The organism is Salipiger sp. CCB-MM3, assembly GCF_001687105.1.
In the GTDB taxonomy this organism is placed as follows: domain Bacteria; phylum Pseudomonadota; class Alphaproteobacteria; order Rhodobacterales; family Rhodobacteraceae; genus Salipiger.
Genome location: NZ_CP014596.1, coordinates 255,595 through 278,951, shown reverse-complemented (window position 1 = coordinate 278,951; position 23,357 = coordinate 255,595). Strand labels below are relative to the sequence as shown.

The 23,357-nt window shown below is 63.4% G+C and carries 16 protein-coding genes; 10 read left to right on the top strand and 6 right to left on the bottom strand.

Annotated features, from left to right (window positions below; translation table 11 throughout):
• Window positions 1–186: 186 nt before the first annotated feature.
• Window positions 187–5,703 (bottom strand): RecQ family ATP-dependent DNA helicase, encoded by a 5,517-nt coding sequence (locus AYJ57_RS15195; RefSeq protein ID WP_193789546.1) that lies wholly within the window; start codon window positions 5,701–5,703, stop codon window positions 187–189.
• Window positions 5,704–5,946: 243 nt separating this feature from the next.
• Entirely contained in the window at window positions 5,947–7,290 is a 1,344-nt protein-coding gene (locus AYJ57_RS15190; RefSeq protein WP_066110364.1) for an aminotransferase-like domain-containing protein, read from the bottom strand.
• 113 nt (window positions 7,291–7,403) lie between these two features.
• Here AYJ57_RS15190 and AYJ57_RS15185 point away from each other — a divergent pair, with 113 nt between their 5' ends.
• From AYJ57_RS15185 to AYJ57_RS15160, 6 genes are all read left to right on the top strand, one after another.
• Entirely contained in the window at window positions 7,404–8,720 is a 1,317-nt protein-coding gene (locus tag AYJ57_RS15185; RefSeq protein WP_066107766.1) for a hydroxymethylglutaryl-CoA reductase, degradative, read from the top strand.
• 24 nt (window positions 8,721–8,744) lie between these two features.
• Window positions 8,745–9,779 (top strand): TRAP transporter substrate-binding protein DctP, encoded by a 1,035-nt coding sequence (dctP, locus tag AYJ57_RS15180; RefSeq protein ID WP_066107763.1) that lies wholly within the window; start codon window positions 8,745–8,747, stop codon window positions 9,777–9,779.
• Between the two features lie 62 nt (window positions 9,780–9,841).
• A complete protein-coding gene (locus tag AYJ57_RS15175) occupies window positions 9,842–10,333 on the top strand; it encodes a TRAP transporter small permease subunit (RefSeq protein WP_066107760.1) in 492 nt (163 codons plus the stop codon).
• The gene (locus AYJ57_RS15170) at window positions 10,333–11,655 is read left to right on the top strand and encodes a TRAP transporter large permease (RefSeq protein WP_066107757.1); all 1,323 of its coding nucleotides are present in this window, start codon (window positions 10,333–10,335) and stop codon (window positions 11,653–11,655) included. Before AYJ57_RS15175 ends, AYJ57_RS15170 begins: the two co-directional genes overlap by 1 nt.
• A gap of 4 nt (window positions 11,656–11,659) precedes the next feature.
• Entirely contained in the window at window positions 11,660–12,517 is an 858-nt protein-coding gene (locus AYJ57_RS15165) for a hydroxymethylglutaryl-CoA lyase (protein WP_066107754.1), read from the top strand.
• A gap of 705 nt (window positions 12,518–13,222) precedes the next feature.
• Window positions 13,223–14,311, top strand: a complete 1,089-nt coding sequence (locus tag AYJ57_RS15160) for a hypothetical protein (protein WP_066110363.1) — start codon at window positions 13,223–13,225, stop codon at window positions 14,309–14,311.
• A 111-nt stretch (window positions 14,312–14,422) separates the two neighbouring features.
• Here the strand turns inward: AYJ57_RS15160 and AYJ57_RS15155 are convergent, their stop codons facing one another.
• The gene (locus AYJ57_RS15155; protein ID WP_066107752.1) at window positions 14,423–15,310 is read right to left on the bottom strand and encodes a LysR family transcriptional regulator; all 888 of its coding nucleotides are present in this window, start codon (window positions 15,308–15,310) and stop codon (window positions 14,423–14,425) included.
• A 102-nt stretch (window positions 15,311–15,412) separates the two neighbouring features.
• On the opposite strand from AYJ57_RS15155, the gene AYJ57_RS15150 reads away from it, so the two are divergent.
• The 4 genes from AYJ57_RS15150 to AYJ57_RS15135 all read left to right on the top strand — a co-directional run bounded on the left by AYJ57_RS15150 (window position 15,413) and on the right by AYJ57_RS15135 (window position 20,365).
• Entirely contained in the window at window positions 15,413–15,910 is a 498-nt protein-coding gene (locus tag AYJ57_RS15150) for a lactoylglutathione lyase family protein (protein ID WP_066107749.1), read from the top strand.
• Window positions 15,911–16,261: 351 nt separating this feature from the next.
• On the top strand, window positions 16,262–16,801 hold the full coding sequence (locus AYJ57_RS15145) for a hypothetical protein (protein WP_066107746.1): 540 nt from the start codon (window positions 16,262–16,264) through the stop codon (window positions 16,799–16,801).
• 395 nt (window positions 16,802–17,196) lie between these two features.
• A complete protein-coding gene (locus AYJ57_RS15140; protein ID WP_066107743.1) occupies window positions 17,197–18,216 on the top strand; it encodes an IS110 family transposase in 1,020 nt (339 codons plus the stop codon).
• A gap of 742 nt (window positions 18,217–18,958) precedes the next feature.
• On the top strand, window positions 18,959–20,365 hold the full coding sequence (locus AYJ57_RS15135; RefSeq protein ID WP_083191308.1) for a hypothetical protein: 1,407 nt from the start codon (window positions 18,959–18,961) through the stop codon (window positions 20,363–20,365).
• Window positions 20,366–20,828: 463 nt separating this feature from the next.
• Here AYJ57_RS15135 and AYJ57_RS15130 read toward each other — a convergent pair whose 3' ends face one another.
• The 3 genes from AYJ57_RS15130 to AYJ57_RS15120 all read right to left on the bottom strand — a co-directional run bounded on the left by AYJ57_RS15130 (window position 20,829) and on the right by AYJ57_RS15120 (window position 23,044).
• Window positions 20,829–21,104 (bottom strand): hypothetical protein, encoded by a 276-nt coding sequence (locus tag AYJ57_RS15130; RefSeq protein WP_066107737.1) that lies wholly within the window; start codon window positions 21,102–21,104, stop codon window positions 20,829–20,831.
• 58 nt (window positions 21,105–21,162) lie between these two features.
• Window positions 21,163–21,918 carry a hypothetical protein gene (locus AYJ57_RS15125; RefSeq protein WP_066107734.1) on the bottom strand — a complete coding sequence of 252 codons (756 nt, stop codon included), beginning with the start codon at window positions 21,916–21,918 and terminating at the stop codon, window positions 21,163–21,165.
• A gap of 67 nt (window positions 21,919–21,985) precedes the next feature.
• Window positions 21,986–23,044: a DUF1214 domain-containing protein gene (locus AYJ57_RS15120; RefSeq protein WP_083191307.1), complete on the bottom strand. Its 1,059-nt coding sequence runs from the start codon at window positions 23,042–23,044 to the stop codon at window positions 21,986–21,988.
• Window positions 23,045–23,357 lie beyond the last annotated feature (313 nt).

Here is a 23,357-nt window from a genome sequence, read left to right as displayed (position 1 = left end):
ATGCCATGCGGCTGTTCCATGTTGTAGTGCTCTAGCCATCGTTCGATGAGGAACAGCCCCCTCTCGCAGCGAGAAGAAGACTTCGCTTCTTGGGCAGCTCCAAGCCCACCTGCGTTTTGATCTGATCTTCCGAAGACCTCACACCTTCGCCCTGAAGGGCGCCAGCACTCTTCGCGGCCGCGGACGTCATTCTTTAGATGACCACGCCGGCACCACCGTGAGCCAACGATCAAGCTTGATGCTCCCTTGGTAGCCTTCTTCGCTGTCTGTCTTGTTCCAGCCAACCAGGGCAAAGACCATCGCCGAGAATCTCTGTCCGTCAGCCCCTGGCTCGAACCCCTTCTGCATCTTGCCGATGCGAACGCGACGGCCCTTGCGCTCGGCAAATAGGTGCCAGGGATTGCTGTCTGCCTGCAGTGTTCTCTCGAGGATCAGGCGATCTCCAACGCGCAGATTAGAGATTGTCCGCCTCACCCCCTCCCGGCTCTCCTCAGTGCTGGTGCATCGAAACCCGTCCCAAGCCGGGAAAGACAGAAAGACATCGCGAACAGAGCAGGGCATCAGGCGCGGCGTGATGGCGGCTCTCACCGCCTCCGGATGTGGCGCAACATTCAGCTTCGTGAGATGATCTGCGGAGCGCCCATCCAGCATCTTGCGGAATATCCCAAGGCCGGAAGACACAAGGCTCAAGCTGTGCCTGGCGCGGGTGGCAGCCACATAGAATAGCCGGCGATCCGCATCCTTTACATTGAGCGTATACCCCTTGGCCCATCCGGCCTCGAGAACCACAACATTGTCGAACTCAAGGCCCTTAGAGCTATGGGCTGTCAGCACCGCGACGCCGCTCTGCCGTGGCCGCCAGCCGTGCGCCCACTCCATGAACTCGTCGAGCAGCTGCCGCGCAGGCAATCCCCCGCTCTCACCCTCATCCCACGACAGGTCACGCAGCCACTCGGCGATGGGAGCTGACCAGCGGTTATCGAAGCGCTCATCAAGTCGGGCAGCGGCTTGATCAGCATCCTCCTTGCATATGAGGCGACCCAGACGACCCATCTCTTCGAGCCACCCCCGAACATGAAGGGCTTCGCGGACCCGCGCCATGGGTACCAGCCCCTGCAAGTCCCGGGATACCTCTATCCCCGCAGCTTCCAGGGCGCCCTCGACCACGGCGATGTGCTTGCGGTTCCGGACCAGGACGGCCGTTGAGGGCCATTTCCACTGCGCCTTGGGAACCTGACCTGAAAGGCCGAGTAGACGCGCGGCTGCGATGGCAGCTTGAAGCTCGATAGAGCCGTCTTCGGCCCAGCACAGGGCGACCTTTCCGAGGTCGGGACGCTGGGACTGGAAATACGCCCCCTGCAGCGGGTCTCCGCACCGAGCGGGGTTGATCTCGATGGGGTTGAGCTTGAGGCGATCGGAGCATCCGGAGATGATCTCCGCCGCGGCCGCAAGAATGGCCCCGCTCGATCGATAGTTCCATGTGAGCTCCGGGCGTGCCGCCCCCGGGAAGAGTTTCTCGAAGTCGCGGATGTGTTTTCCGCTCGCCCCGTCGAAGTCGTAGATGTTCTGATCGTCATCGCCCACGGCGCAGAAACGCACGTCGACGACCGGCTCCGGCACCTGCTCTCCGCCCTTTACGGTAAAGACGGGCTTCACCCTGGTTTGCCGCGCGGAAGACTTCTGGCTCTGCTGCGAAATCTCTCTGATCAGATCGAAGGACGTGTCGGTGACATCCTGGAACTCATCGACAAAGGCCCAGCGGAACCGCCGCAGCAGGATGTCCGACATGTCGCCGTTGGCTCGCCTGTGCTCTCGAAGACGCTCGCTCGCAGACTTCAGTATCAGATCGAAGGCAGTGGGCGGTCCTTCATTCAGGTCTTCGCCTTTGCGGGCGATTGCCTGTTCGGGCATGGCCTCATCCGAGAGTTCCGCAAAGGACTTGCCGAGCACCTGGAGGGCAAAGGAATGATAGGTGTAGACCGCCACCAGGGCGCCGAGGCGTCCAAGCGCGGTGTCTTCCCGAAGCCTTTCGCGAATTTCTTCGGCCGCGCGGCGGCTGTAGCAAAGGGCCAGGATCTGGTCGGGTGGCACCCGCTCGACCGAGACCAGCCAGACAATGCGCTCGACAAGGACCCGCGTCTTGCCTGCTCCCGGGCCCGCGAGGATGAGGGTGTCCTGAAGCTCGGTACTGCCATGCACAATTGCCGCCTGGCGTTCATCAAGTCGGGAGCGAAGTTTGATCTGCCGGCCGACAGGCGCCGGCCGGTTGTTGCGAACAAGCTCAAGCTCTGCGCCCTCGTAAACCGCCTCGAGGCTCTCTTCGGAGGCGTCCTTGAAATATCTGCGCAGAAGGGCAGGCGCCTGGCTTTCGTCTTCCAGCACCTGGCTGCCAAAGCCGTCGACGAGGTGCAACTGGCGGATTTCCTCCTGCTGGAAGGCTTCCACCCCGGCCGTGAACATGTCCTTGGTATAGGACCGAACGGTGATATTTGTGCTGCGCTCGGCAACCCGGACGGTGCACTCCTCCCTAGGAGGATAGAGCCCTCGGGACACCGTGATGACCTTGAGTTCCGATAGCTTTCGCAGATGTCGGCGGCAGAGTTTCTTCGCCTCAGCCAGCGTCAGATGACTTCCATCTGGCCTCCTCCAGGTTTGCTCGAGATCCATGTCGAGGGAAACGAGCGTGTCGAGCAGTGTCTCGAGTTCAACCTCAAGGAAACGCTGGTCGCCGGCCAGGTGCCGCAAGGCCGCAAGAACCCGGGCAATCTGGCGGTTCGATCGGAGCGGCAGGTCTGAAGCATCATCAAGATCATGGGGTAGCTTCAGGGACAGCGCCCGGGTCATGCCGGATGGACGATCCTCCATTTCCAGAAGACCGAGCTCCGAAAGCTCTTCGAGGAGCTGCAGCGCCTCCTTGGGAAAGAGCTTCACCTCCTCGGGCAGCTTGCCTTCGGCGCGGCGTGAGACAATCATCAGGGTCGTCTCTAGAGGTTTCTCCAGCAGGGCTGCATCAGCGGCGCCCTTCTCTTCTGATCCCTCTTCCTGCTCCGCAGCCGCCGCCTCGCGCTCCTCGAAAAGGTCCGTCACCGCATCGAGCACCGCCTCTCCCTTGAGCGCCCATGTCTCGACGATCTTCTCAGCGGTTCCCCGCGGTCCGAGCCCGACCTCAAGTTCCACGACCGCATGCAGCAGTCCCTTCTCCTTGAGGCGATTGAGCGCCTGGGAGAGGTGCGACAAGGCCGGAGGCCGCTTCGGGTTGCACGCGTCCGCCAGCGCTTCCTTGTCTTCTGGCAGGGCAGGGATCTCTCCAGGGCACTTCTCCAGCTCTCTGGCAAGGACGTCGACGATCATCCCTTCGATCTTCGGCAGCGCGCTGCGCTGGGCGATCAAGGAGGAGAGCGCCTCCATCTGCACCCGCAGGTGGGAGAGGGACTGCTCATGACGCAGCTTCTCTATGAGCCCGTTGGTTTCGAGCTCATCGACGATACGATTGATGCGGTCGCTCTGGAACTTCAGAGATTTGCCGGGATCCTTGCCTTTCGGCAATCCGAGGACATCGCGTGCAACAAGCCTGTAGGGAAGGGAGAGTGTCGGCCGCAGGGCGCTGTTGTCCCTGGCATCCCGGAGCCTCCGACGCAGACCCAGAAGATGGGCAAGGATGGTATCCATGTCCTCCTTGGCGAGATGGCCGCGCGCCAGGCTGGCATGCCGGCGGTCCATCTCCTCGGGATCCCGCAGCATGATGCAGGTCGCAGCCCTGCGGTCTCGTCCGGCGCGTCCCGCTTCCTGGGCATAGGCCTCGAGAGAGGCCGGAGGAGCCGCATGCACCACGAGGCGCACTCTCGGGGTATCCACGCCCATGCCAAAGGCGATGGTCGCTACAACCACCTTCAGATCGCCGTCGGCGAACGCTTCCTCCACCCGTGCTTTGCGCTCCTTGTGAAGTTCGGCATGATACGCTGCTGCGCGGTGCCCTCGCCGCATGAGCTGGGCCGCGATCTCCAGGGTATCCTTTTGCCGGTAGGCATAGATGATCGCCTGCCCGTTCCCGGGCAGCAGCTGCGGATCTCTCAGAAGCCTGTCGATCTGGTCGTCGAGCTCCCCTTCGCGCTCCAGTACGCGGTAGGTCAGGTTGGGCCGGTCGGCGCCGCCATCGATGACCTGCAGCCTCCGGCCCAGGCGCTGGCTGAAAACTGTCTGTATGTCTTTCCTGGTTTCCGGGCGGGCTGTGGCCGTCAGGCAAAGAATGGTTGCCCTGTCGCTTCCCTTCGCGCCGCAGTCGCGCGCCCAGGAGACCGCCCTCCAATAGTCTCCCCTGAAGCCCTTTCCCCATGTCGGCACACAGTGGACCTCGTCGAAGACCCACATGCCGATCCGCCGGCTCTCAAGGAGCTTTCGCATCGCGGCCCCGCCAAGCCCCTCGGGCGAGATGTAGAGGAGCGCCGTGTGACCCGACCTCACCGCGTCGAAGACCCGCTCACACTCAACCGCATCGAGATCGCCATGAAGCCGGTCAACGCCCGGGAGGTTCTCTGACTTCGCCTTCTTGATCTGATCTTCCATCAGGGCTTTCAGGGGGGAGATCACCACAGCGAGATCGCCGGTGCGCGCATGCTGCTCGAGGGCAGGGACCTGGAAGCAGCGCGACTTGCCGGTGCCCGTCGGCAGGATGCCAAGAGTGTCGCGCCGCGCGAGCGCAGCCCTCATAACCTGTTCCTGATACGTCAGATATCCCAGATCAAAGGGCGGCTGGAACGCAAGGATCTGTCCCGGGGCCGGCGGAAACCAGTGCGCCATGCTCTCAAGCGGAGTTCCATGATCCCGGCAGCGGATGCAGGATCGATGACTGCACCGGCGCCGTCCGAGGTCATCAAGCGCGAGTTGGAACTCGGGGAAGGTCTCCAGCAGCCATCGCGCGGGAGCGGCCCGCTCGACCTTATGGCGATGCCAGCTAAGGGCCCAGGCCAGAGGCCAGCCATTGCCGGATTTGAACGCCATCAGCACCTGGTCATGCAAGCCGTGAAGGCAGAGCGTGTCGCCAAAGATCGCGCGTATCTTGGGGACAACCACACGGGCAGCCTCTAGCGGCGCGCTGGGCAGCGGCTCAATGCTTTCGAAAATGACCTCGAAGAGGAACTCATAGCCAAGAGACGCAGGTCCAAGGCAGCAGAGCCAGCAGAGGATCTCCAGCCAGTCCCGATCCATTGCCCGGAGGCGTTCCACCTCATCGCGAAGCAGCAGAACAGAATTCCTGGCATCCTCCTCCGGATCGGGGAGGACTTTGTCTTTCTCAAGGTAGGGCTTTTCCAGCCTGTGCGTATCGTTTGCCGGGAAGGCGAGGGGGCTTAGCCATAGCGTATCGACCAGGGGGATATCCGAAAGCGTCGTGCCAGCCAGAGACTCGAGCTCGGGGATGTCGAACCGGGCCGCATTGTGGCCTATGGCGAGCCGGCGGCGCCTCAACTCCTTGACGACATCACGTGCGCTCATGCCCCTGCGCGAAGTCTCGATGTCTTTGAGCGCAGAGACAGCAGGAATGGCAGCAGCGTCCCGAAGCGTCAGCGGGCTGCCGGCGCGCCCTTTCATTTCAAGATCGAAGGATGTCGCGAGCTTCAGAAAATCCGCGAAGTTTCGAGGCTCCCGCCTTCGCGAGAGTGCCGTCAGAGGCTTGGGCTTCTTCGGAACAAAGGCCTTGTTGAACACGGACACCCCCCAAACTCTTTCAACGCAAAGAACAAATAGTTTGATTGTTTTCAAATGCCTTCGGGTTCGATGGCGAAAGAATTTGGCCATTTAATGGCCGCGCGGGTGATTTTCTGAAATCGTACTCTCAAGATGTCGCTCGATCGGGCGGTGGGTGAGGGACGCACGCCTGGCGTGCCAAAGGGCATTTCGATCAGGGCACGCTTCAGAACGACTTTGATGATGGGTTGGGTGATGAGCGCGTCATGTATGGCCACGAAGAAAAGAGTAGAACCGGCTGTCGTTGATACGGCTCCAGTTCACGCGCATTGCGGGTGGGTCGAGCGTGCTGTCACTGGCCCGGAACAACGTGCCGGGTGCGAGGAAAATGCCCTGCGAGGCCGCCTGGCGCGCAACCTCCAGGTCTGACGTCCCCTCCGGCAGTTCGATCCAGCCGTAGAGCCCGGCATCGGGCGGGCCGAAAGGCCTGAGCCCGAGCGACTTCAGCCTTGCCATGCCCTCCGCGCGCTCCACCTCGAGGCGCTTTGCCAATCGAGCACTGAGCTTCTGATATCGGCGCGAGCGCATGATCCCGGCGATCGCGCGTTCGGTGTGGCTGGAGCTGTTCACCGCGAGGATCATCTTGAGCTCGGCAAGGCTCGATGCGATCTCGGTCCGGGCGATCACGAAGCCGGAGCGCAGCGAGGGTGACAGCGTCTTCGAGAATGTGCCGATCTGGATCACCCGGTCGAACAGGTCGAGCTGGGCAAGGCGCGTGCCCGCCACGCCCGGAAGATCGATGAAGGGATCGTCGTCGATCACAAGCATGTCGCGCCGGTCGGCCACCTGCAGGATGGCATGGGCCGTCGGCAGGTCGATCGAGCATCCCGTCGGGTTCTGGACCAGCGATTGCGTGAAGAAGAGCTGGGCCCGGTGTTCGGCGGCAAGCGCCTGCAGCGCGTCGGGATCGGGGCCGCGCGGGGTGCGCGGCACGCCCACGAAGTTCACCTCCGCGAGCCTCAGCTTGGCGAAGAGCGGGTAATAACCCGGGTCATCCACCAGCACCGTATCGCCCGCGCGGGTGAACCTGCGGATGATCAGGTCCAGCGCATGGTTGGCGCCGAAGGTGGTGACGATCTGCGATGGGCTGACCTCGATCCCCGCCGAGATCTGCGCGGCGGCGATGCATTCGCGCAGTAGCAGCAGGCCATGCGGGGGGCCGTATCCGCCTTCGCCTGTATGCAGCGTGACGGCGGGCACCGAATTGAGAAGCCAGCTTTCCGGCGGCCGGCCATCCCCCACGAGGACGGTGTAGGGCCGCTCGAGCTGGGCGTGGAGCAGCGAGACGATGTCGCTTGCCTCACGCAGATTTTCCGGTTCCTTGGTGGTCGCCGACGCATGGGCCACGTAGAAGCCGGCCCCGTGTCTGGAGGTCACGAGCCCGTGCGCCACGAGCCTGTCGTAGACGGTGACCATGACGTTCTTGGAAACGCCATATTGCTGGCAGGCGTGGCGCAGCGACATCAGCCGCGCGCCCTCCGCAAGGTCGCCGTCCAGGATCCTATGCCTCAGGGTTTCAAAGATACGGTCCGTCTTGGTCTGTGCCATGCTGCCAGTGTGCCCCAAACACTATGGGTACAGTATAGGGTGAATTTCTTTAACTGTACCAATACAAGCGCAGAGAATCCCGCGATGTTGCCGGCAAAAGTGGAGGACATTTCATGGCAGACATAGCAGGGAGCCTGCAGCCCGAACCCCCGGCCGGGGCCGGCTCGCGCATCGAGGGCTTGCGCGACATGGAGCCCAACGCCCGCCTCAATGCCGTGGTCGCCGCCGCAGGGCTGGATCACGCGCAGGAGGCAGGGCTCGCCGGCGACGGAAGCCTGCCGCTGAGCGTTGCCAACGGCATGATCGAGAATGTCATCGGCAAGTTCGAGCTGCCGCTCGGCGTGGCCACCAATTTCACGGTCAATGGACGCGACCACCTCGTGCCGATGGCCGTCGAGGAACCCTCGGTGGTCGCCGCGGCCTCCTACATGGCGAAGATCGCGCGCAGCGGCGGGGGCTTCACCGCCTCATGCACCACGCCGATCATGCGGGCGCAGGTGCAGGTCGTCGGCCTGTCGGATCCGCAGGGGGCGCGGGCGCGGCTGCTGGCGCATCGCGACGAGCTGGTCGCGAAGGCCAACACGCGGGACACCGTGCTCGTCAACCTCGGTGGTGGCTGCAAGGACATCGAGGTCCACGTGTTCCCCGACACGCCCATCGGGCCGATGGTGGTGCTGCACCTGCTGGTCGATGTGCGCGACGCCATGGGCGCGAACACCGTCAACTCCATGGCCGAGATGTTGGCGCCGCGGGTGGAGGAAATCACCGGCGGCAAGGTGCGGCTGCGCATCCTGTCGAACCTGGCGGACCGTCGCGTGGTCACTGCCAGCGTCCGCATCCCGGCCGAGGCGCTCACTACCCGCGCGCTGTCCGGTGCCGAAGTGGCCCGGGGCATCGTCGAGGCCTGCGCCCTCGCGATCATCGACCCCTACCGCGCGGCGACGCACAATAAGGGCATTATGAACGGCATCGATCCCGTCGTCGTGGCCACCGGCAACGACTGGCGTGCGATCGAGGCAGGGGCGCATGCCTATGCCGCGCGCGACGGCCGCTACACCTCGCTCACCACCTGGGAGATTGATCGCGACGGCGCGCTCGTGGGCACGCTGGAGATGCCGATGGCGCTCGGCATCGTCGGCGGCGCGACCCGCACGCATCCGGCCGCGCAGGCGGCGTTGAAGCTGATGAAGGTGACCTCGGCGCAGGAGCTGGCCGAGGTCACCGCCGCCGTCGGTCTCGCGCAGAACATGGCAGCCCTCCGGGCCCTGGCGACCGAGGGCATCCAGCGCGGCCACATGGCGCTGCACGCGCGCAATATCGCGATCACCGCAGGGGCCATGGGCCAGGAGATCGACAGGGTGGCGAAGGCCATCGTCGCAGCGGGAGACGTCAGTGTCGCCCGCGCCAAGGAGGTGCTGGAGGGCGCCTGACTTTCTGAAATTGGGAGGAAACCAATGTCCAATTCTACCCGGCGCACCATGCTGCGCCTCGGGGCAGCCGCTCTGGCCGCCCCGGCCATCGTCGCCGCAACCTCGGTGCGCGCGCAAGGCGTGACGAAATGGCGGATGCAGGCCCTCTGGGGCGGCGGCACAACGCCGATGAAATACGAGGAGAACTTCTGCGCGCGGGTCAAGGAACTGACCGGCGGCTCGCTCGAGATCACGCCCTTCGCCGGCGGGCAGATCGTGCCCGCGGCGCAGGCCTTCGACGCGGTACGTGGCGGTGCCTTTGAGATGATGAAGACCTTCGACGGCTATACCGCGGGCAAGATCCCCGCGCATGGCTTCTCGTCCACCGTGCCCTTCGGTTTCCCCGAGGCGGACCAGTACGAGGCATGGTTCTACGAGCGCGACGGTCTGGAGCTGGCCCGCGAAAGCTATGCGCCTGCCGGGCTAACGTATGTCGCCCCCACGGTCTATGGCGAGGAGCCCATCCATTCGCGCGTGCCGATCACAAGGATCGCGGACATGAACGGGCTCAAGGGGCGCTTCGTGGGGCTGGCCTCCGCGGTGATGGCGGACTTCGGCGTCTCCGTGTCGCCGCTGCCCACCTCCGAGGTCTATTCGGCGCTCGACAAGGGGCTGATCGACATCGCCGACCGCGGCGACATCAAGGCCAATTACGAGGAGGGCCTTCACGAGGTCGCCAAGTTCCTGATCCTGCCCGGTGTCCACCAGCCCAGCACGGCGACCTCCTATGTCGCCAACACGCGGGCCTACGAGGCACTGGATGATCAGCAGAAGGCGGCCCTCGCGGTTGCCGCGCGTGAGATCTCGGGCACGCTGCGCCAGAACATCCTGGTGGCGAACGGCGAGTACATCGCGAAGTTCCAGGAAGCCGGCGTCGAGATCCTCGACCTTGATCCGCAGGACGTGGCGGACGGCCGCATCAAGGCGCTCGACAGCTGGAAGGCGGCCGCCAAGGACGCGCTGTCGACCCGCATGATGGAGTCGCAGATCGCCCTGATGAAAGAGCTTCGCCTGCTCTGATCGCCTGCCTATCGGGCCGGTCCGTTCCGCACGGGCCGGCCTCGCCTTTTCCGGAGTCTGTCATGCTTCACCTGTCACGGGGCATCACCGCGCTGAACCGCGGTCTTTTTGCCGTCGCGAAATGGCTCGTCTACGCCATCGTCCTGCTCATGCTGTGGGAGGTGCTGTCGCGCTACCTAATGGCCGCCCCGACCTCCTGGGCCCCCGAGCTTGCAACGCTGATCTTCGGGCCCTTCTTCCTGCTCGGCGGCCCCTACCTGCTGCACCTCGGCGGGCATGTCGCGGTCGACATCGTCTCGGCCAAGGCCACCGGCGGGCTGGCGACGGTGCTGCAGGTCATCGGGCTCGCGCTGGCGGCGGCCTTCGGTGCCATCCTGCTGTGGTTCTCCGTGCCGCTGGTCTGGCAGAGCTTCAGCTACGGCGAGACCAGCTATTCCGCCTGGAACCCGATCGTCTGGCCGGCCAAGGCCTTCCTGCCGCTGGCGGCCCTGTTGTTGCTGCTCCAGGCGCTGGCCGATGCCGTCTTCGCCGTCACCGGCGGGGAGGGCGCGTGATGGAAAGCTCGATGACCCTAGCCTTCATGTTCGTCTCGCTCATCGTCTTCATGCTGAGCGGCGCGGGGCTGGCCTTTGTCCTGGGGGCCATCGCCTTCATCTCCACGATCCTGCTCTGGGGCCCCTCCGCCCTGATCGTCGCCGTGCTGAACACCTTCGAGACGATGACCTCGGAGAGCCTAATGGCGATCCCGCTCTACGTGCTCATGGCCTCGGTTCTGCAGAAATCGTCGATCATCGACGCGCTCTACGACGCGATGGAGACATGGTTTGCCCGGGTCAACGGGGGTCTCGCCGTGGGCACCATCGCGATATGCACCATTCTCGCCGCGATGACAGGGGTGGTCGGTGCCGCCGTCGCCGCCATGGGCATTCTCGCTCTGCCGTCGATGCTGAAGCGCGGTTATCACCCGCCGCTCGCGCTAGGCGCGATCTGCGCCGGCGGCACGCTGGGGATCCTGATTCCGCCCTCGGTGGTGACGATCGTCTATGCGATCACTGCGCAGATCTCGATCGGGCAGATGTTCGCTGCGGGCATCGTGCCGGGCCTGATCCTCGCCGGGGGCTACATCGCCTACATCCTGGTCCGGACGTGGATCAATCCCGAGCTTGCCCCGAAACCGGTGGAGATCGAGGAGATCCCGCTGCGCGTGAAGCTCGGCAAGTTGAAGAGTCTGATCCTGCCCGCCTTCGTGGTGATCGGTGTGCTCGGCTCGATCTACGCCGGGATCGCCACGCCGACCGAAGCGGCCGCCGTGGGCGTGCTGGGGGCCGCGGCGTCCGCGCTGGTGACGCGGCGCTTCAGCCTCTCCATGCTGTCGCAGAGCGCGACGGACACGCTGCGGGTCACCGCCATGATCCTCTGGATCACCATCGGCGCGCGGGCCTTCATCTCAACCTTCGTGGCCACCGGCGGCGCGGATTCCCTGCTGAACTTCGTCGAGACGCTGGAAGCCTCGCGCTGGATGGTCCTCGGGGCAATGGTGCTGATCCTCATCTTCCTCGGCCTTTTCCTCGACGAGATCGGGATCATCCTGCTCTGCGTTCCGGTCTTCCTGCCGATCATCACGGCGCTCGATTTCGATCCGCTGTGGTTCGGCGTGCTCTTCATGATCACCGCGCAGATGGCCTATATCACGCCCCCCTTCGGCTACACGCTCTTCTATCTCAAGGGCGTGCTGCCCGAAGGGATCGGCATCGGGCAGGTCTATCGCGGGGTGATCCCCTTCTTCCTGATCCAGGTCTTGGTGCTTGGCCTCTTCGCGCTGTTCCCCGGCCTGGTGACATGGCTGCCGGAACTGCTGGCCGCTAATGCGAGGTGAGGCGATGTCCTCTACGGTGACCGTCTTCGAGGTCGGGCCGCGGGACGGCCTCCAGAGTCGGGGCGACATGGTTCCGACCACGAAGAAGATCGCGCTGATCGATGCGCTTTCCCGCACCGGGCTTCGCAAGATCGAGGCGACCAGCTTCGTCAGCCCGCGCTGGGTGCCGCAGATGGCGGATGCCGGCGAGGTCATGGCGGGGATCGTCCGGCACGAGGGCGTCACTTACGCCGCGCTGACGCCGAACGTGACAGGGCTCGGTCGGGCGCTGGCGGCCGGATGCGGCGAGGTCGCGATCTTCGCGTCCTCGTCCGATGGCTTCAGCCGCGCGAACCTCAACTGCTCTATCGCCGAAAGCTTCGAGCGATTTGCCCCCGTGCTGGAGGAGGCGCGCGCCGCCGGTGTTCCCGTGCGGGGATACCTGTCGACGGTCATCGCCTGTCCGTTCGACGGCCCGACCGACCCGGGCGAGGTCAGCCGTTGGGCGGGAAGGTTGCTGGAGATGGGCTGCTACGAGGTCTCGCTCGGCGACACCATAGGGGCGGGCGACACGGAAGCGCTGGACTGGCTGCTCGACGGTCTTCTGGCGCATACCGATGCCGAACGCATAGCCGGGCATTTCCATGATACCGCGGGCGTTGCCGCCGATCTGGTCGCGCTGGCGCTGGATCGGGGCGTGCGCACCTTCGACGCCTCCGTCGCGGGTCTCGGCGGCTGCCCCTATGCCCCCGGGGCTCCGGGGAACGTCGACACCCGCTGCGTGCTGGAGGTGATCGAGGCCAAGGGGTTCCGCCACGGCATCGATCTGGATGCGCTGGCGCGGGCCGAAGCTGTCGCTCGTGCCGCGACAAATGCAATCTGACTGCGAATCTTGACGGCTTGGGCTCGAAACCACTCATCCGTGAGCTAACCCCAGCGAGTGGTCCGGGTTAAATGCTAATGCATGGTCGGCCTTCGATCTATGGGGATGAAGCCCTCTGGCGCCGGCGCCCGATATCCGAGAGCACTATGCGGCGAAGCGGACCTTCACCCAGAGAGCATGGGGCGACAGTGGTGCGGACTTTGCCGCCGTTCACCACAATACAGCCAGCGGCATCTTTTGAGGACTTCGTTGTCACTGCACCTCGACCACTACAACTGGACCTCGTCGAGATGTCTTGTCTGTCGCGCAACGGTATCGGTCCGGCGTTCCCTCACCTTGTGTGCGACTGGCCCACTACGCGCGAAGCCTAAGGCTCATTCACCTACAAGCCAATCCAGTTGGCCGGTCTGAGCCGCGGCGCAAGAGGATCACCTGACGCCCGTTATCGGATCAAGCACGCTGCGCTTGTTGCCCCTTTGCCTAAAGGTCGGAAACTGGCTCCCCGCAGTCCGATGGTGATACCGGCGCGCCGATAGGTTTCCATGAGAAGGTTGAAGGGGCCCGAATCTTTGCTGCCGATGGCTCATGCGTCGCGCGCCTTCAAGAACCTTGAGACGAAAGGGCCTCTCGATTCCGATGGCAACCGACTGCAAGGAACGGCTTGCCCGCTTGTCGCGTTAAATGCCCAAAGGAAAGGCGTTTGACATGAGTAAATTACTAATCGGCAGCGCCTTGGCGCTTGCACTGTCCTCTACATCCCTGACCGCGGCCCCATTCCACGCCGAGCGCGGCTTCGCTGAGACAGTCAGCGCGCAGCACCTCTGGCTTGCCAAAGGCAACAATGGCAACGGGAACGGGAATGGGAACGGCAGCAACGGCAATAAGCTGATCAAAAAGGGGCACGGCAACGGCGGGAAGGGCAATCCGGGGAAGGGTAACAGCCACTCGGGCAATGGCTCCGCGAAGCCGGGCAAAGGACATGCTCAGGCTGGCAACGGCAACGGCAACGGCAAGCCCGAACACGCAGATGGCGCGAAGGCCAAGGCAAAAGGCCAGGAAGTCGCGCAGGAGGCCGCTGGTAATGGCAATGGCGCAAAGGCCCGTCGCGGCTTTTCCGAAGCGGAGCGCGAAAGCGCCGTTCGCCGCCTCGTTTCGACGCCGGCACCCGATGGACGTGATATGACGCGTGTTCTGGGTGCCACGGCGCTGGCGTTGGCGACGCCGCAGATGCTTGTGTCAGACATTCCCGAAGATGAGCTGATCACATACCGCAATTGCCCCCCAGGCCTTGCCAAGAAGGATCCGCCCTGTGTGCCGCCTGGCTTGGCCAAGAATGGCGTAACCTACAACGACTGGGCATCCTACGACGAAGACCGGTACGATGATCTTTGGCTCGAGCGTCGAAAGGACTGGCTCGATTCCGATTTCGATGTTGAGCCGGATCCCGAATATCTGTTGCTTCAGTCGGACCAGATCGCGACCCTCTTCGATCTCGAGCCCGCTCCGAATGGTCGGCGGTATGCTCTGATCGACGGCATGCCAGTGCTCCTTGATGACGACGACTACCGGTCGTTGCTCTTGGTGAACCAACTGGCACAGGTGAGAGACCTGTCGGACGGTCCCCGCATCGCACCCACCGCAGCCCTGACACAGCGTGAAATGATCGACCTCTATCGTCTGCCGCAGCTGGATACTGGCAGCAATTATGCGGTTCTGAACGGCCAGATCGTCGAGTTGAAAGACTCGGAATACGAACTGCTTCAGATGCTTCGTATTGCGCGGGCTGTCTTGTAAGACCTCTGGAACCCTGTGGATTGGGACGGAGACACGCCCATCCTTCGCTATAATGAGCAGCCCCGATCCGTCGGGCTGCTCCTCACCTTTCGCCGACAATCGTCTCTCGTCTCAGTCCAGTGTGGCCGCGAGATCCTCGATGAGCCCCAGGATCCGTTTGAGGCGCGCACTTGCTGTGCGACCGCGCCGGGATATGGACCACAACTCCTGGTATTGCGGCGCGGGCAGCCGCGCGATAACCACGCGGTCGGCAAGTGGGAATGCTGCGAGTCCGCTGCGCGGCAGTAGCGTGTAACCCACGCCTTCTGCGACGGGAGCCGGGATCTGGCCAATCTGGTTGACGTAGCTGCGCACCCTCAGCCTGTCGGCACCGGTGAAGGAACCGGGAAAATTTGCGGGAAACAGGTCATCGGCGTAGCGATGGACATCCGGATGCGCGACGAGACCCAGCGTTTCGAGTCCCTCGAAGTCGACCTGCCCGCCAACAGCCTTGGGCAGCACGAGACACAGCTCCTCGCGCCCAATGTGTTGCGCCTCGATGCGTGGGTGGCGGGAGTCCTCCCCGATCACGCCAAGGTCGAAGCGCCCGTCAAGCACGCCCGACAGGATCCGGGCCTGCGGCGCCGCCTCGACATGGATCGCGAGGCCGGGGGCATCGCGCATCATCTCAATGGCACGCGGATAGAAGAGCATCGCAAAGCTTCCCGAACAGGCGATCCGAAGTTCTCCCACATCCGGGTCATCGCATGTGATGGCTTCGCGCAACGCCCGTTCCTCGGCACGCCGTGACAGGCCCAGATCGCGGACCGTCTCTCCTGCCGGGGTCAGCGTGAAACTCTTGCCATCCTGCGCGATCAACGCCTGCCCGAGTTGCTGCTCGAGCTTGCGCAAATGCTGCGACACGCCGGGCTGAGTCATGTTCAGCCGCTCCGCAGCGCGGGTGAAATGCCCCTCTTCGGCGAGGACGGTGAAGGTCTCGATCCACGTGGCGTTGAGCATCTCTTCATAACGTATTGTTTGGACAATTATCAAATATGATAATTTCATACATTGAGACTGACTGTCTACATCTCCCGCAGCCTCAAACGACAGGAGATCGACATGACCACGACACCCCGCAGCTTTTCTCACATCGGCCTTTCCGTCCCGGACCTCGACGCGGCCGTAAAATTCTATTCAGAAGTCATGGGCTTTTACGAGCTCATGCAACCAAGCGAAATCGTCGAGGACGACAGCGCGATCGGCGTGATGTGTACGGATGTCTTCGGCCCCGGCTGGAAGCACCTTCGGATCGCGCATCTTTCGACAGCGGACGGCATCGGCATCGAACTTTTCGAGTTCGCGGGAAACCATGCCCCGGAAGACAACTTCGCCTTCCGCCGCCACGGAACCTTCCATTTCGCGATTCAAGACCCCGATCTCGAAGGACTTCTCGAGAAGATCATCGCCGCAGGCGGCAAGCAGAGAATGCCCGTGCGCGAATACTTTCCCGGCGAGAAACCCTATCGCATGGTTTACGTCGAAGACCCCTTCGGGAACATCTTCGAACTTTACAGCCACAGCTATGAGTTGACCTATTCCGCGGGCGCCTACGCCTAAGCCATGGGCCGCCGCAAGAAAGCTCGCCGCGTCGGCCTGAAAAGCTCCGCGTCGAGCAGCGGCACGCAAAGTTCTCCAAGGTTCCCGCTTATCGTTCCACGCATGAGGCGTGCGACTTTGGTTCCTTTCGGAACCCGCATCTCTGATGCCCGCCTACTTCGGCATTACGCTGTCGAGGCATCGGAGGCACGCAACCATTGCGAGCAACCCATTTCGCCGCCTTCAATGCAGGGTCGCAACGACGAATGTTTTGTCTCCCCAAGTGGATAGGCGTATGATAACGGCACTACCGCCGTCGCGCGGTCGAGGCCCGGGCGGCGATAGCGTGAACCTGAGGAGGAGGACGCTACCATGACTTGCCCGAAACTCTACGCGACCGCAGGGGCCTTCGCTCTGCTCGCATCTTCGGCTCTGGGTCAGACCACCGAAGTCACCGTTGAAAGCTTGATGGACCGGCTCGATGGCGTCGCGCCAGCCGCGGTGCTCGCGAATTCAACCCTTCTGAGCCCCACTGAAAGCGGCGAAATGCAGGTGCTTCGAGAAGGCACCAACGGCTGGACCTGCATGTATCCCGGCACCAACCCGATGTGCGCGGACGGAGGGGCGATGAGCTTTCTCCAAGCGTGGATGATGAATGAGGACCCGCCGGACACGCTCGGCTTTGTCTACATGCTGCTGGGCGATGAGGGCGCAAGCAATACAGACCCCTATGCCGAGAGCGAGGCGGCAGACAACAACTGGGTCGTCACCGGGCCTCACGTGATGCTTCTCGGCTCGGGTGCCAAGCCGCTGCTCGACAGCTACCCGACGGAGGTTCCCGAGGACGCAGGTGAGCCTTGGGTCATGTGGCCGGGGACACCCTATGCCCATCTGATGATGCCGATAGACTGACGTCTGCGGATCGCCCGACATCGCCTTGAAGGCCGGACCCCATGTCTTGGCAGAAGATTACTGTAGCAACCGAAACCCGCCAGAACTTCGGTCAGAAACCACTCGGCCAAGAATGACAGGGAGCCAAGCGTTGGCAGCACCGATACGACTCAGCTGGCCGGGAGCGGGTGTATTGCATCAGCCCTCCCGGTAGCCGCTTCGCCCAGGCGGAGAACTCGCATTGGACAGGCGTTTCGCTTCCAGTATGAGGCGGCCATTCGCTTCGGTTGCGAAGCCAAGGCACCGGCAAACTCACACTTTGTGGACCTTCAAGATGGGGTGGATGGCTCCCGCTCCCGGCGTCGCAATGCGCCATACTGCAGGTGTCAGAATCTGCAACTGAGAGGAGCCACCCCATGCAAGTTACCACTGTCGGCCTCGACCTCGCCAAGAACATCTTTCATGTCCACGGAGTTTCCCAGACCGGAGAGGTCGCTTTCAATCGGCCTTTGCGTCGGGCGCAGGTGCTGGCGTTCTTCGAGCGACTGTCGCCCTGCCTCATCGGCATCGAAGCCTGCGCATCGAGCCACCACTGGGGCCGCGAGCTTACGAAGCTCGGTCATACTGTCCGGCTGATGCCGCCGATGTACGTCAAACCTTACGTGAAACGGGGTAAGTCCGACGCGGTCGATGCAGAAGCCATTTGCGAGGCCGTGACGCGACCGACGATGCGTTTTGTCGAGATCAAGTCCGAGGACCAGCAGGCGCTTCTCTCCTTGCACCGCGCACGGGACTTCGTGGTTCGACAGCGCACCCGGTTGATCAACATGCTCCGAAGCTTGGCCGCGGAATTCGGGGTTGCCATCGCCCGGGGCGTCACGCGGGCTATCGATTTTGCGAAAGGGATCATCGAGGGCAAGCAGTCCGGGTTCCCCGAGCTCGCCCAAGACGTTCTGCGGGTTCTCAGCCGTCAGCTGGTCGAACTGCACAACCGCCTTCGCTGGTACGAGATCACCATGCGTATCCAGGCTCGTCTCAGCCGCCAAGCGCAACTCCTGCAGACCATTCCCGGCGTCGGACCAGTGACCGCCTCGGCCGTGGCCGCCACGATCGGGTCGGGTCACCAGTTCAAGAGTGGTCGGGAATTTGCGGCGTGGCTTGGTCTGACACCGCGCAACCACTCCAGCGGTGGCAAAGAGCGGCTGGGAAAGATCACGAAGATGGGCGATCGGTACCTGCGCCAGCTTATCGTCGTCGGGATGACATCGCGTGTGCGGCAGGTCACCAATCATCCCGAGCGTGCCGATCCCTGGCTGACGAAGCTGTTGCAGAGAAAACCGGCCCGGCTCGCGACTGTCGCCATGGCGAACAAGACGGCGCGGATCATGTGGGCGGTGCTGACCAGAAACGAACCCTACCGCCCTCACACAGCCTGAGACATACCGAAACAGCGAGATAGCAAGACCGACGATGTGATGGTGTACCCTTCAGCCGCAACGATCAGGACGCTCCGCCGAATGTCCAGGGCGCAATTGCCCGCTTTCCAGATAGGAACCTGACCTGCGGATCCCATCAGGGCCAGCGGTGTGAACCGCGCAAACAGGCCGGACACAAGACCGCTTCTGAAAAGGTACACGAGATCATTTACGACTTGCTATGCGGGAGCCATCCACACAGGACATTCGCTGCACGTGTACGCTTTTGTTCTACACATGCGACGACCGTCAGTTCGGGAATACGCGGTCAGGTGCGTCTGCCCTGTTGCCGAGAACGCTCTGCGTGAAGTGATGATCTCAAGAGCCTGACACGAGCCCGCAACGCCATCGGGTGCGTACGCGGCTGGCGTCGCGGGGTCGAGGCGCTGCGCCTCTCGTCCCTTCAATGGCATATTGGTCCTGCCGTTGCTCAAAACTGGGTGCCCGCAAATCCACGTAACGGTTACCTTGGCTGTGTGAAGCTCTGCGGTGCAATCATGTGGCTCTGCAAAAATAGCTCCTGCCATCCGAGAGGGACGGGCTGATGAGGAACTCTGCGACCACTTTTGCGCGTGCTTGGCGGGTGACGGTTTTCGCGATTGGCATGGGGCTGGCGAGCTGCGCGGAGGGCGAAATCACGGTGCCAGCCGTGCAGCCGGTGTCCGGTGGACCATTTCCGAGGACTCTCTATTCCGCGGATGTCATGCTGGGTATTTCCCAAAGCATCGACGCGACGGGCCGTCCGCTGCCGCTCGATGTCTATCTCGGTTTCGCTCCGCAGAGTGCCACGACGCTCGGGGTAAGGGCCGCGGTGGACCTGCGGGAGATACAGCGCATTCTTCCGTCGCTGCTCTCGAAGCGGTTCGAGCCGGATTGCGGTCTTGGCCTCACGGTCGGGCTGACCAGCGCGCAGGCCGAAGGGGATGCGGTTCGCGCACGGGGCCGGGTCCGGGCAGAGCTCTACCGCTGCAAGGGCCGAGGGACTGCCAGTGAGGCGCGCGGGGCGCATCTGTGGACGCAGGCGGTGGATTTTGACGCGCTGGTCAGCGCCGGACTTGTGGGTGAATGCGTCGGATTCGACCTCCGCGATCTCACGCTCGCTCCGCGCGGAGTCATCGGCGGGCTCGGAAACCTCTTCGGCATCACCGAAAAGGTGCGCCTGGCCATCCTCAAGGAGAGCAACGAGGCGCTGCGCGAGGCACCTGTCTGCCCAGAGATGCCCGACGCGCTGGCGCTGCTGGCGCCGGATTTCTCCAGCGGCAGCGCTGTCGAGATCGGCGACGGAGGCATAGGGGCGGCGCTCGAGGGAACGGTCGCCACGGATGCCGCGCGGCTGGTTGGGCTCCTCCGGCTGTGGCAAGCCAAGGGCTTCCTGCCGAAGGCGGGCGAGGGTTTGCCGCAACTGCCGGAAGCGGCGGTGTCGTTCCGTTTCGAGGAAGACCTGACCACCGCCGTGCCCCCGGTGCCCTATCGTCTCGATGTTACCATGGCTCCGGCATCCTCGACCCGCATTAGCGTCGATGTGAAGCTTGACCTGCGCGAGTTGCAGCAGCGCCTGCCCGAGATGGGGAAGGGCGCGCTTCTGGTCGACGACTGCCGCGCCCGCGTCGAGGTTCAGAGCATCGAGACCATCGCGCAAGGCACCAACCTCGTCGCTCTCGCGCGGCTGGATGCGCGCAACTACACCTGCGAACGCACAGGTGACAGCGCATGGCAGCGCGGCGAACTTGAGCGCTCTGAACAGGTGGATGTGCGCGCAGAGGTCTCCGCCTCTGTGGTCGAGAACTGCTTGGTCTTTCACCTTGCCGAGCTTGCCCGCGACCCTCCGCTCCCGATGGTGGCCGAAGGGCGACAAGGCGCGCGGAGCGAGGCGGCCCGCATGCTCTTCATCGATGCCGTCGACCACCTCTTGCAGGACCGGCCGCTCTGCCCAGAGTTGCCCGCCGAGCTACGCGTGCTCGACCCGCAGTTCCGGTCAGGGGAGCCGATGGAAATGGGCGACGGCGGGCTCGGTTTCGGCCTCGAAGGATCGGTCGATCTGAGCGCGACCACGCTCGTCGCTTTGCTGCAGCTTCTGCAAGAGCGGGGCGTTCTGCCGCCTCGGCCCTGACCGGTTCAGCACACGGCGTTTAGCAGATCGGCGCGCCGTCGGCGCGTTCCTACCCGGTTGTTTCAGCGCCTCGCGGGCATACTCGTATTTAAGCATCACGTCGGTCTTGGCCTTGTAGTCGTCGAGGAACTGCTCGGGCAGCTCTGCCTGCGCGAATGTTGTGATGAGATCGAGCGCCGCATCTGCCGTCGCCTGCCCGCCTGTAAACCGTCGTACGAAGCCTGCCCCTCAGGCACCCCAAGAATGTCGGGCGCCCCGGTCGCCGAGGTGACCTCTTCACCGTGGGTGAAGCGATAGGCGGGCTCCAGAGTGATGCGGGTTTCCTGTCTCTCCTCTCGGTTGCCGAAAACCGTCCGGCGTGTCGCGCAGGTCGGGCGGCCCGATGTGAAAGTGCCGTGCCGAGAGGGAAGTGGCGCCTTGCCGAACGCCCTCCGCTGGAAGTCAGATATCTGCACGTCGCCCGTTATCTCGGGCATTCCGCCTTGTAGGAAGCGCCGGTCTGCGGGTTGTAGTAATTGCAGAGCTTGGTGCCGCTGGAACTGGTGGGCACGTTGGCGCCGATGGCCGTACCGATGGCCGCGCCGCCGAGCGCCGCCGCGGTCTTGTTGCCGCCGCTGACCTCATGCGCGATAGCAGCCCCGGCGAGCCCGCCAGTGGTCGCATTGATTGCCTGATTGTCAGTGCAGGCCCCGGTGAGCGCCGCCGCGATGAGCGCGCCTGTCAAACAGAGATACCGCATACCATCCTCCCTTGAGTTATCAGCCCCGGACGACCACCGCCCGGAGCCGCAGTGGATGTCAGAACCTGAAGGTCACGCCGAGGATCGGGCCGGACTGGGTGGTGTCATAGACCACGCCATCGTCGTCGTAGTCGACATCAAGAACCCGCCAGCCGAATGCGAGCGAGAAGTCCTCGGCGAAGGCGTAGCTGACCCCCGCCATCAGTGACCACTCGAAATCCGACCCCACGCCGAAGCCGCCAATGTCGGCAGCGCCGAAGGCCTGCCAGCGGTCGCTCAGCGCATAGCGCCCGGCTATGCCGACAATCGGGTCGGTCCAGTCGACGTCCGTTTCCCGCTTGATACGACCGCTGGGCGTGTAGACGCGGTAGTCGTTCTTGAGGTTCCAGTAGCGGAAGCCCCCATAGAGATCGAGATTGTGGGTGTAGGACTGCGAGACCGTGCCGCCGAAGGCCAGCGTCAGCGTCGAGGTCTCGCTCTTGATGTTCACCTTGTCGACATTCGGGCCGCCGATCTTCTCTGTCGAGTCCGTCTGCACGATGGAGCTGTCGAAGTAGATCACCCATGGGCCGTTGCGCGCGGTGCCCGAAAGAAACAGCCCGTACTCGAGATCGTCCCAGATATCGCCGAACGACAGGTCAACCGACTGTGCGGGAAAGCCCGGGATCGTGCCGAGATCGCCCTCGAGACCGGCCATCCAGACATAGGGGGTGATCCGGAACTCCCAGTCCTGCGCCGCGGCGGGCGCTCCGGTGACGGCGACGGCGGCGAGCCCAAGGCCGATCGCGGTCATGCAGGGTTTGAAGCGTGTCATATTGCACCTCCTCCCGGGGCTCGGCCCGGTCCAAATGGAATTCCTTCAAGGCGGCAGCGCCCCCGCCTCAGCCCGGTTCGACGTCGGGGAACTGCCAACTGCCGTCGAGGATCTCGGGGCGCGGGCGGTAGAGGCGCACCGAATAGTTCCAGCCCTCCATGATCGGCAGGCAGTTCACCCGGCTCTCGTCCTCGCAACCGCCGAAATGCACGGTAATGCTCTCGTCGGCGTTGCGCGTGCCAGAGACCGAGTTGATGTTGTAGGCGCCTTGGGCGTTCTTCTGGTAGAAACCGCTGGCGTTGTAGAGGCTGACCGACCAGAACTCGTCGACGGGCACATCCGCCGGCACCTCGATCTTGTAGCTGTCGACCGGCAGGCCCGGCTCGACGTTGAGGTAAAACGCCTCTTCCTCGGGCAGCCCGCCCCAGCCGAAGGCGGTGCCGAGGAAATGCCGCAGCGGTGCCACGTCTTCCTTAGCGCCGAAGGTGTCGGCGCTGTCGGGGGTGAAGCGTGACAGCGCCAGCGCCGCCTGCTTGACCTCCTCGAAGTTTTCCATGTCGTAATTCGGCACGATGAAGGGTGTCGCGGATCCGGCTTCGAGCGTCATGGCGTCCTGCACCGCATGGGCGGCGGCAAGGTCATCGGGGTCCGAGGCGTCCACCAGCGTGCGGATCACGATCACCACAAAGGGCGTGTCGAAGGTGGCGAGGTCGAGCGTGTGGCTGCCGCCGCCGAGGAACACCTTGTTGATGTAGTGATCTTGGTTGACCACCATCGCCGAGACATAGCGCGTGCCCGCATCGGGCAGGGTCAGCGTCGCCCCTTCGGAAATATCGACCAGCGCCATGCTGTAGATCGTGTCGCGGTTCATCCGGATCGTCGGCTGCTGCTCGATCGAGGTGACGTCCCGGATGTGCAGCAGCGTGTTCACGCCACCGGACAAGGCGAGGTATTTCTCGAACTCGATGTTCGTCGCGGCCCGGATGAAGTTGGACGTGTCGATCTTCACCGTCCTGCCTTCAAGGACCTCGTGCAGGGCGCCGGGTTTCGATTGCGCAAGACCCGCGCCAGCGCTGGCCAGAAGGGCCGAAGCCGCGACCGCGCCGAAGAATGCTTTGAGTTTCATCTCTTTCGTCCTTCCATTGAATGCGGAAGCGAGGGTCGCGAACATCTGAAAACTCCCGGCCGCTTCCACGACGAAATGAAGAAAAATGGGCAAACTTTCTAAATTCTCCGAAATTGCGGAGATAAGGCGTTCGAGGGATTCAAAATCACCGCGCGGATTTCGGTTCGGCGGGCGTAAATAGGGTGCCAGCCGCAGGCGTGTTCAGACGCTGGGCCAACAGAAATCAAGATGCGCTAAATCAATGAGATGCCGCGCAGTCCTCCCGTACAATTGCGGCTCAAGTCCTGCATACATGCAGGAAAATCTATGATAA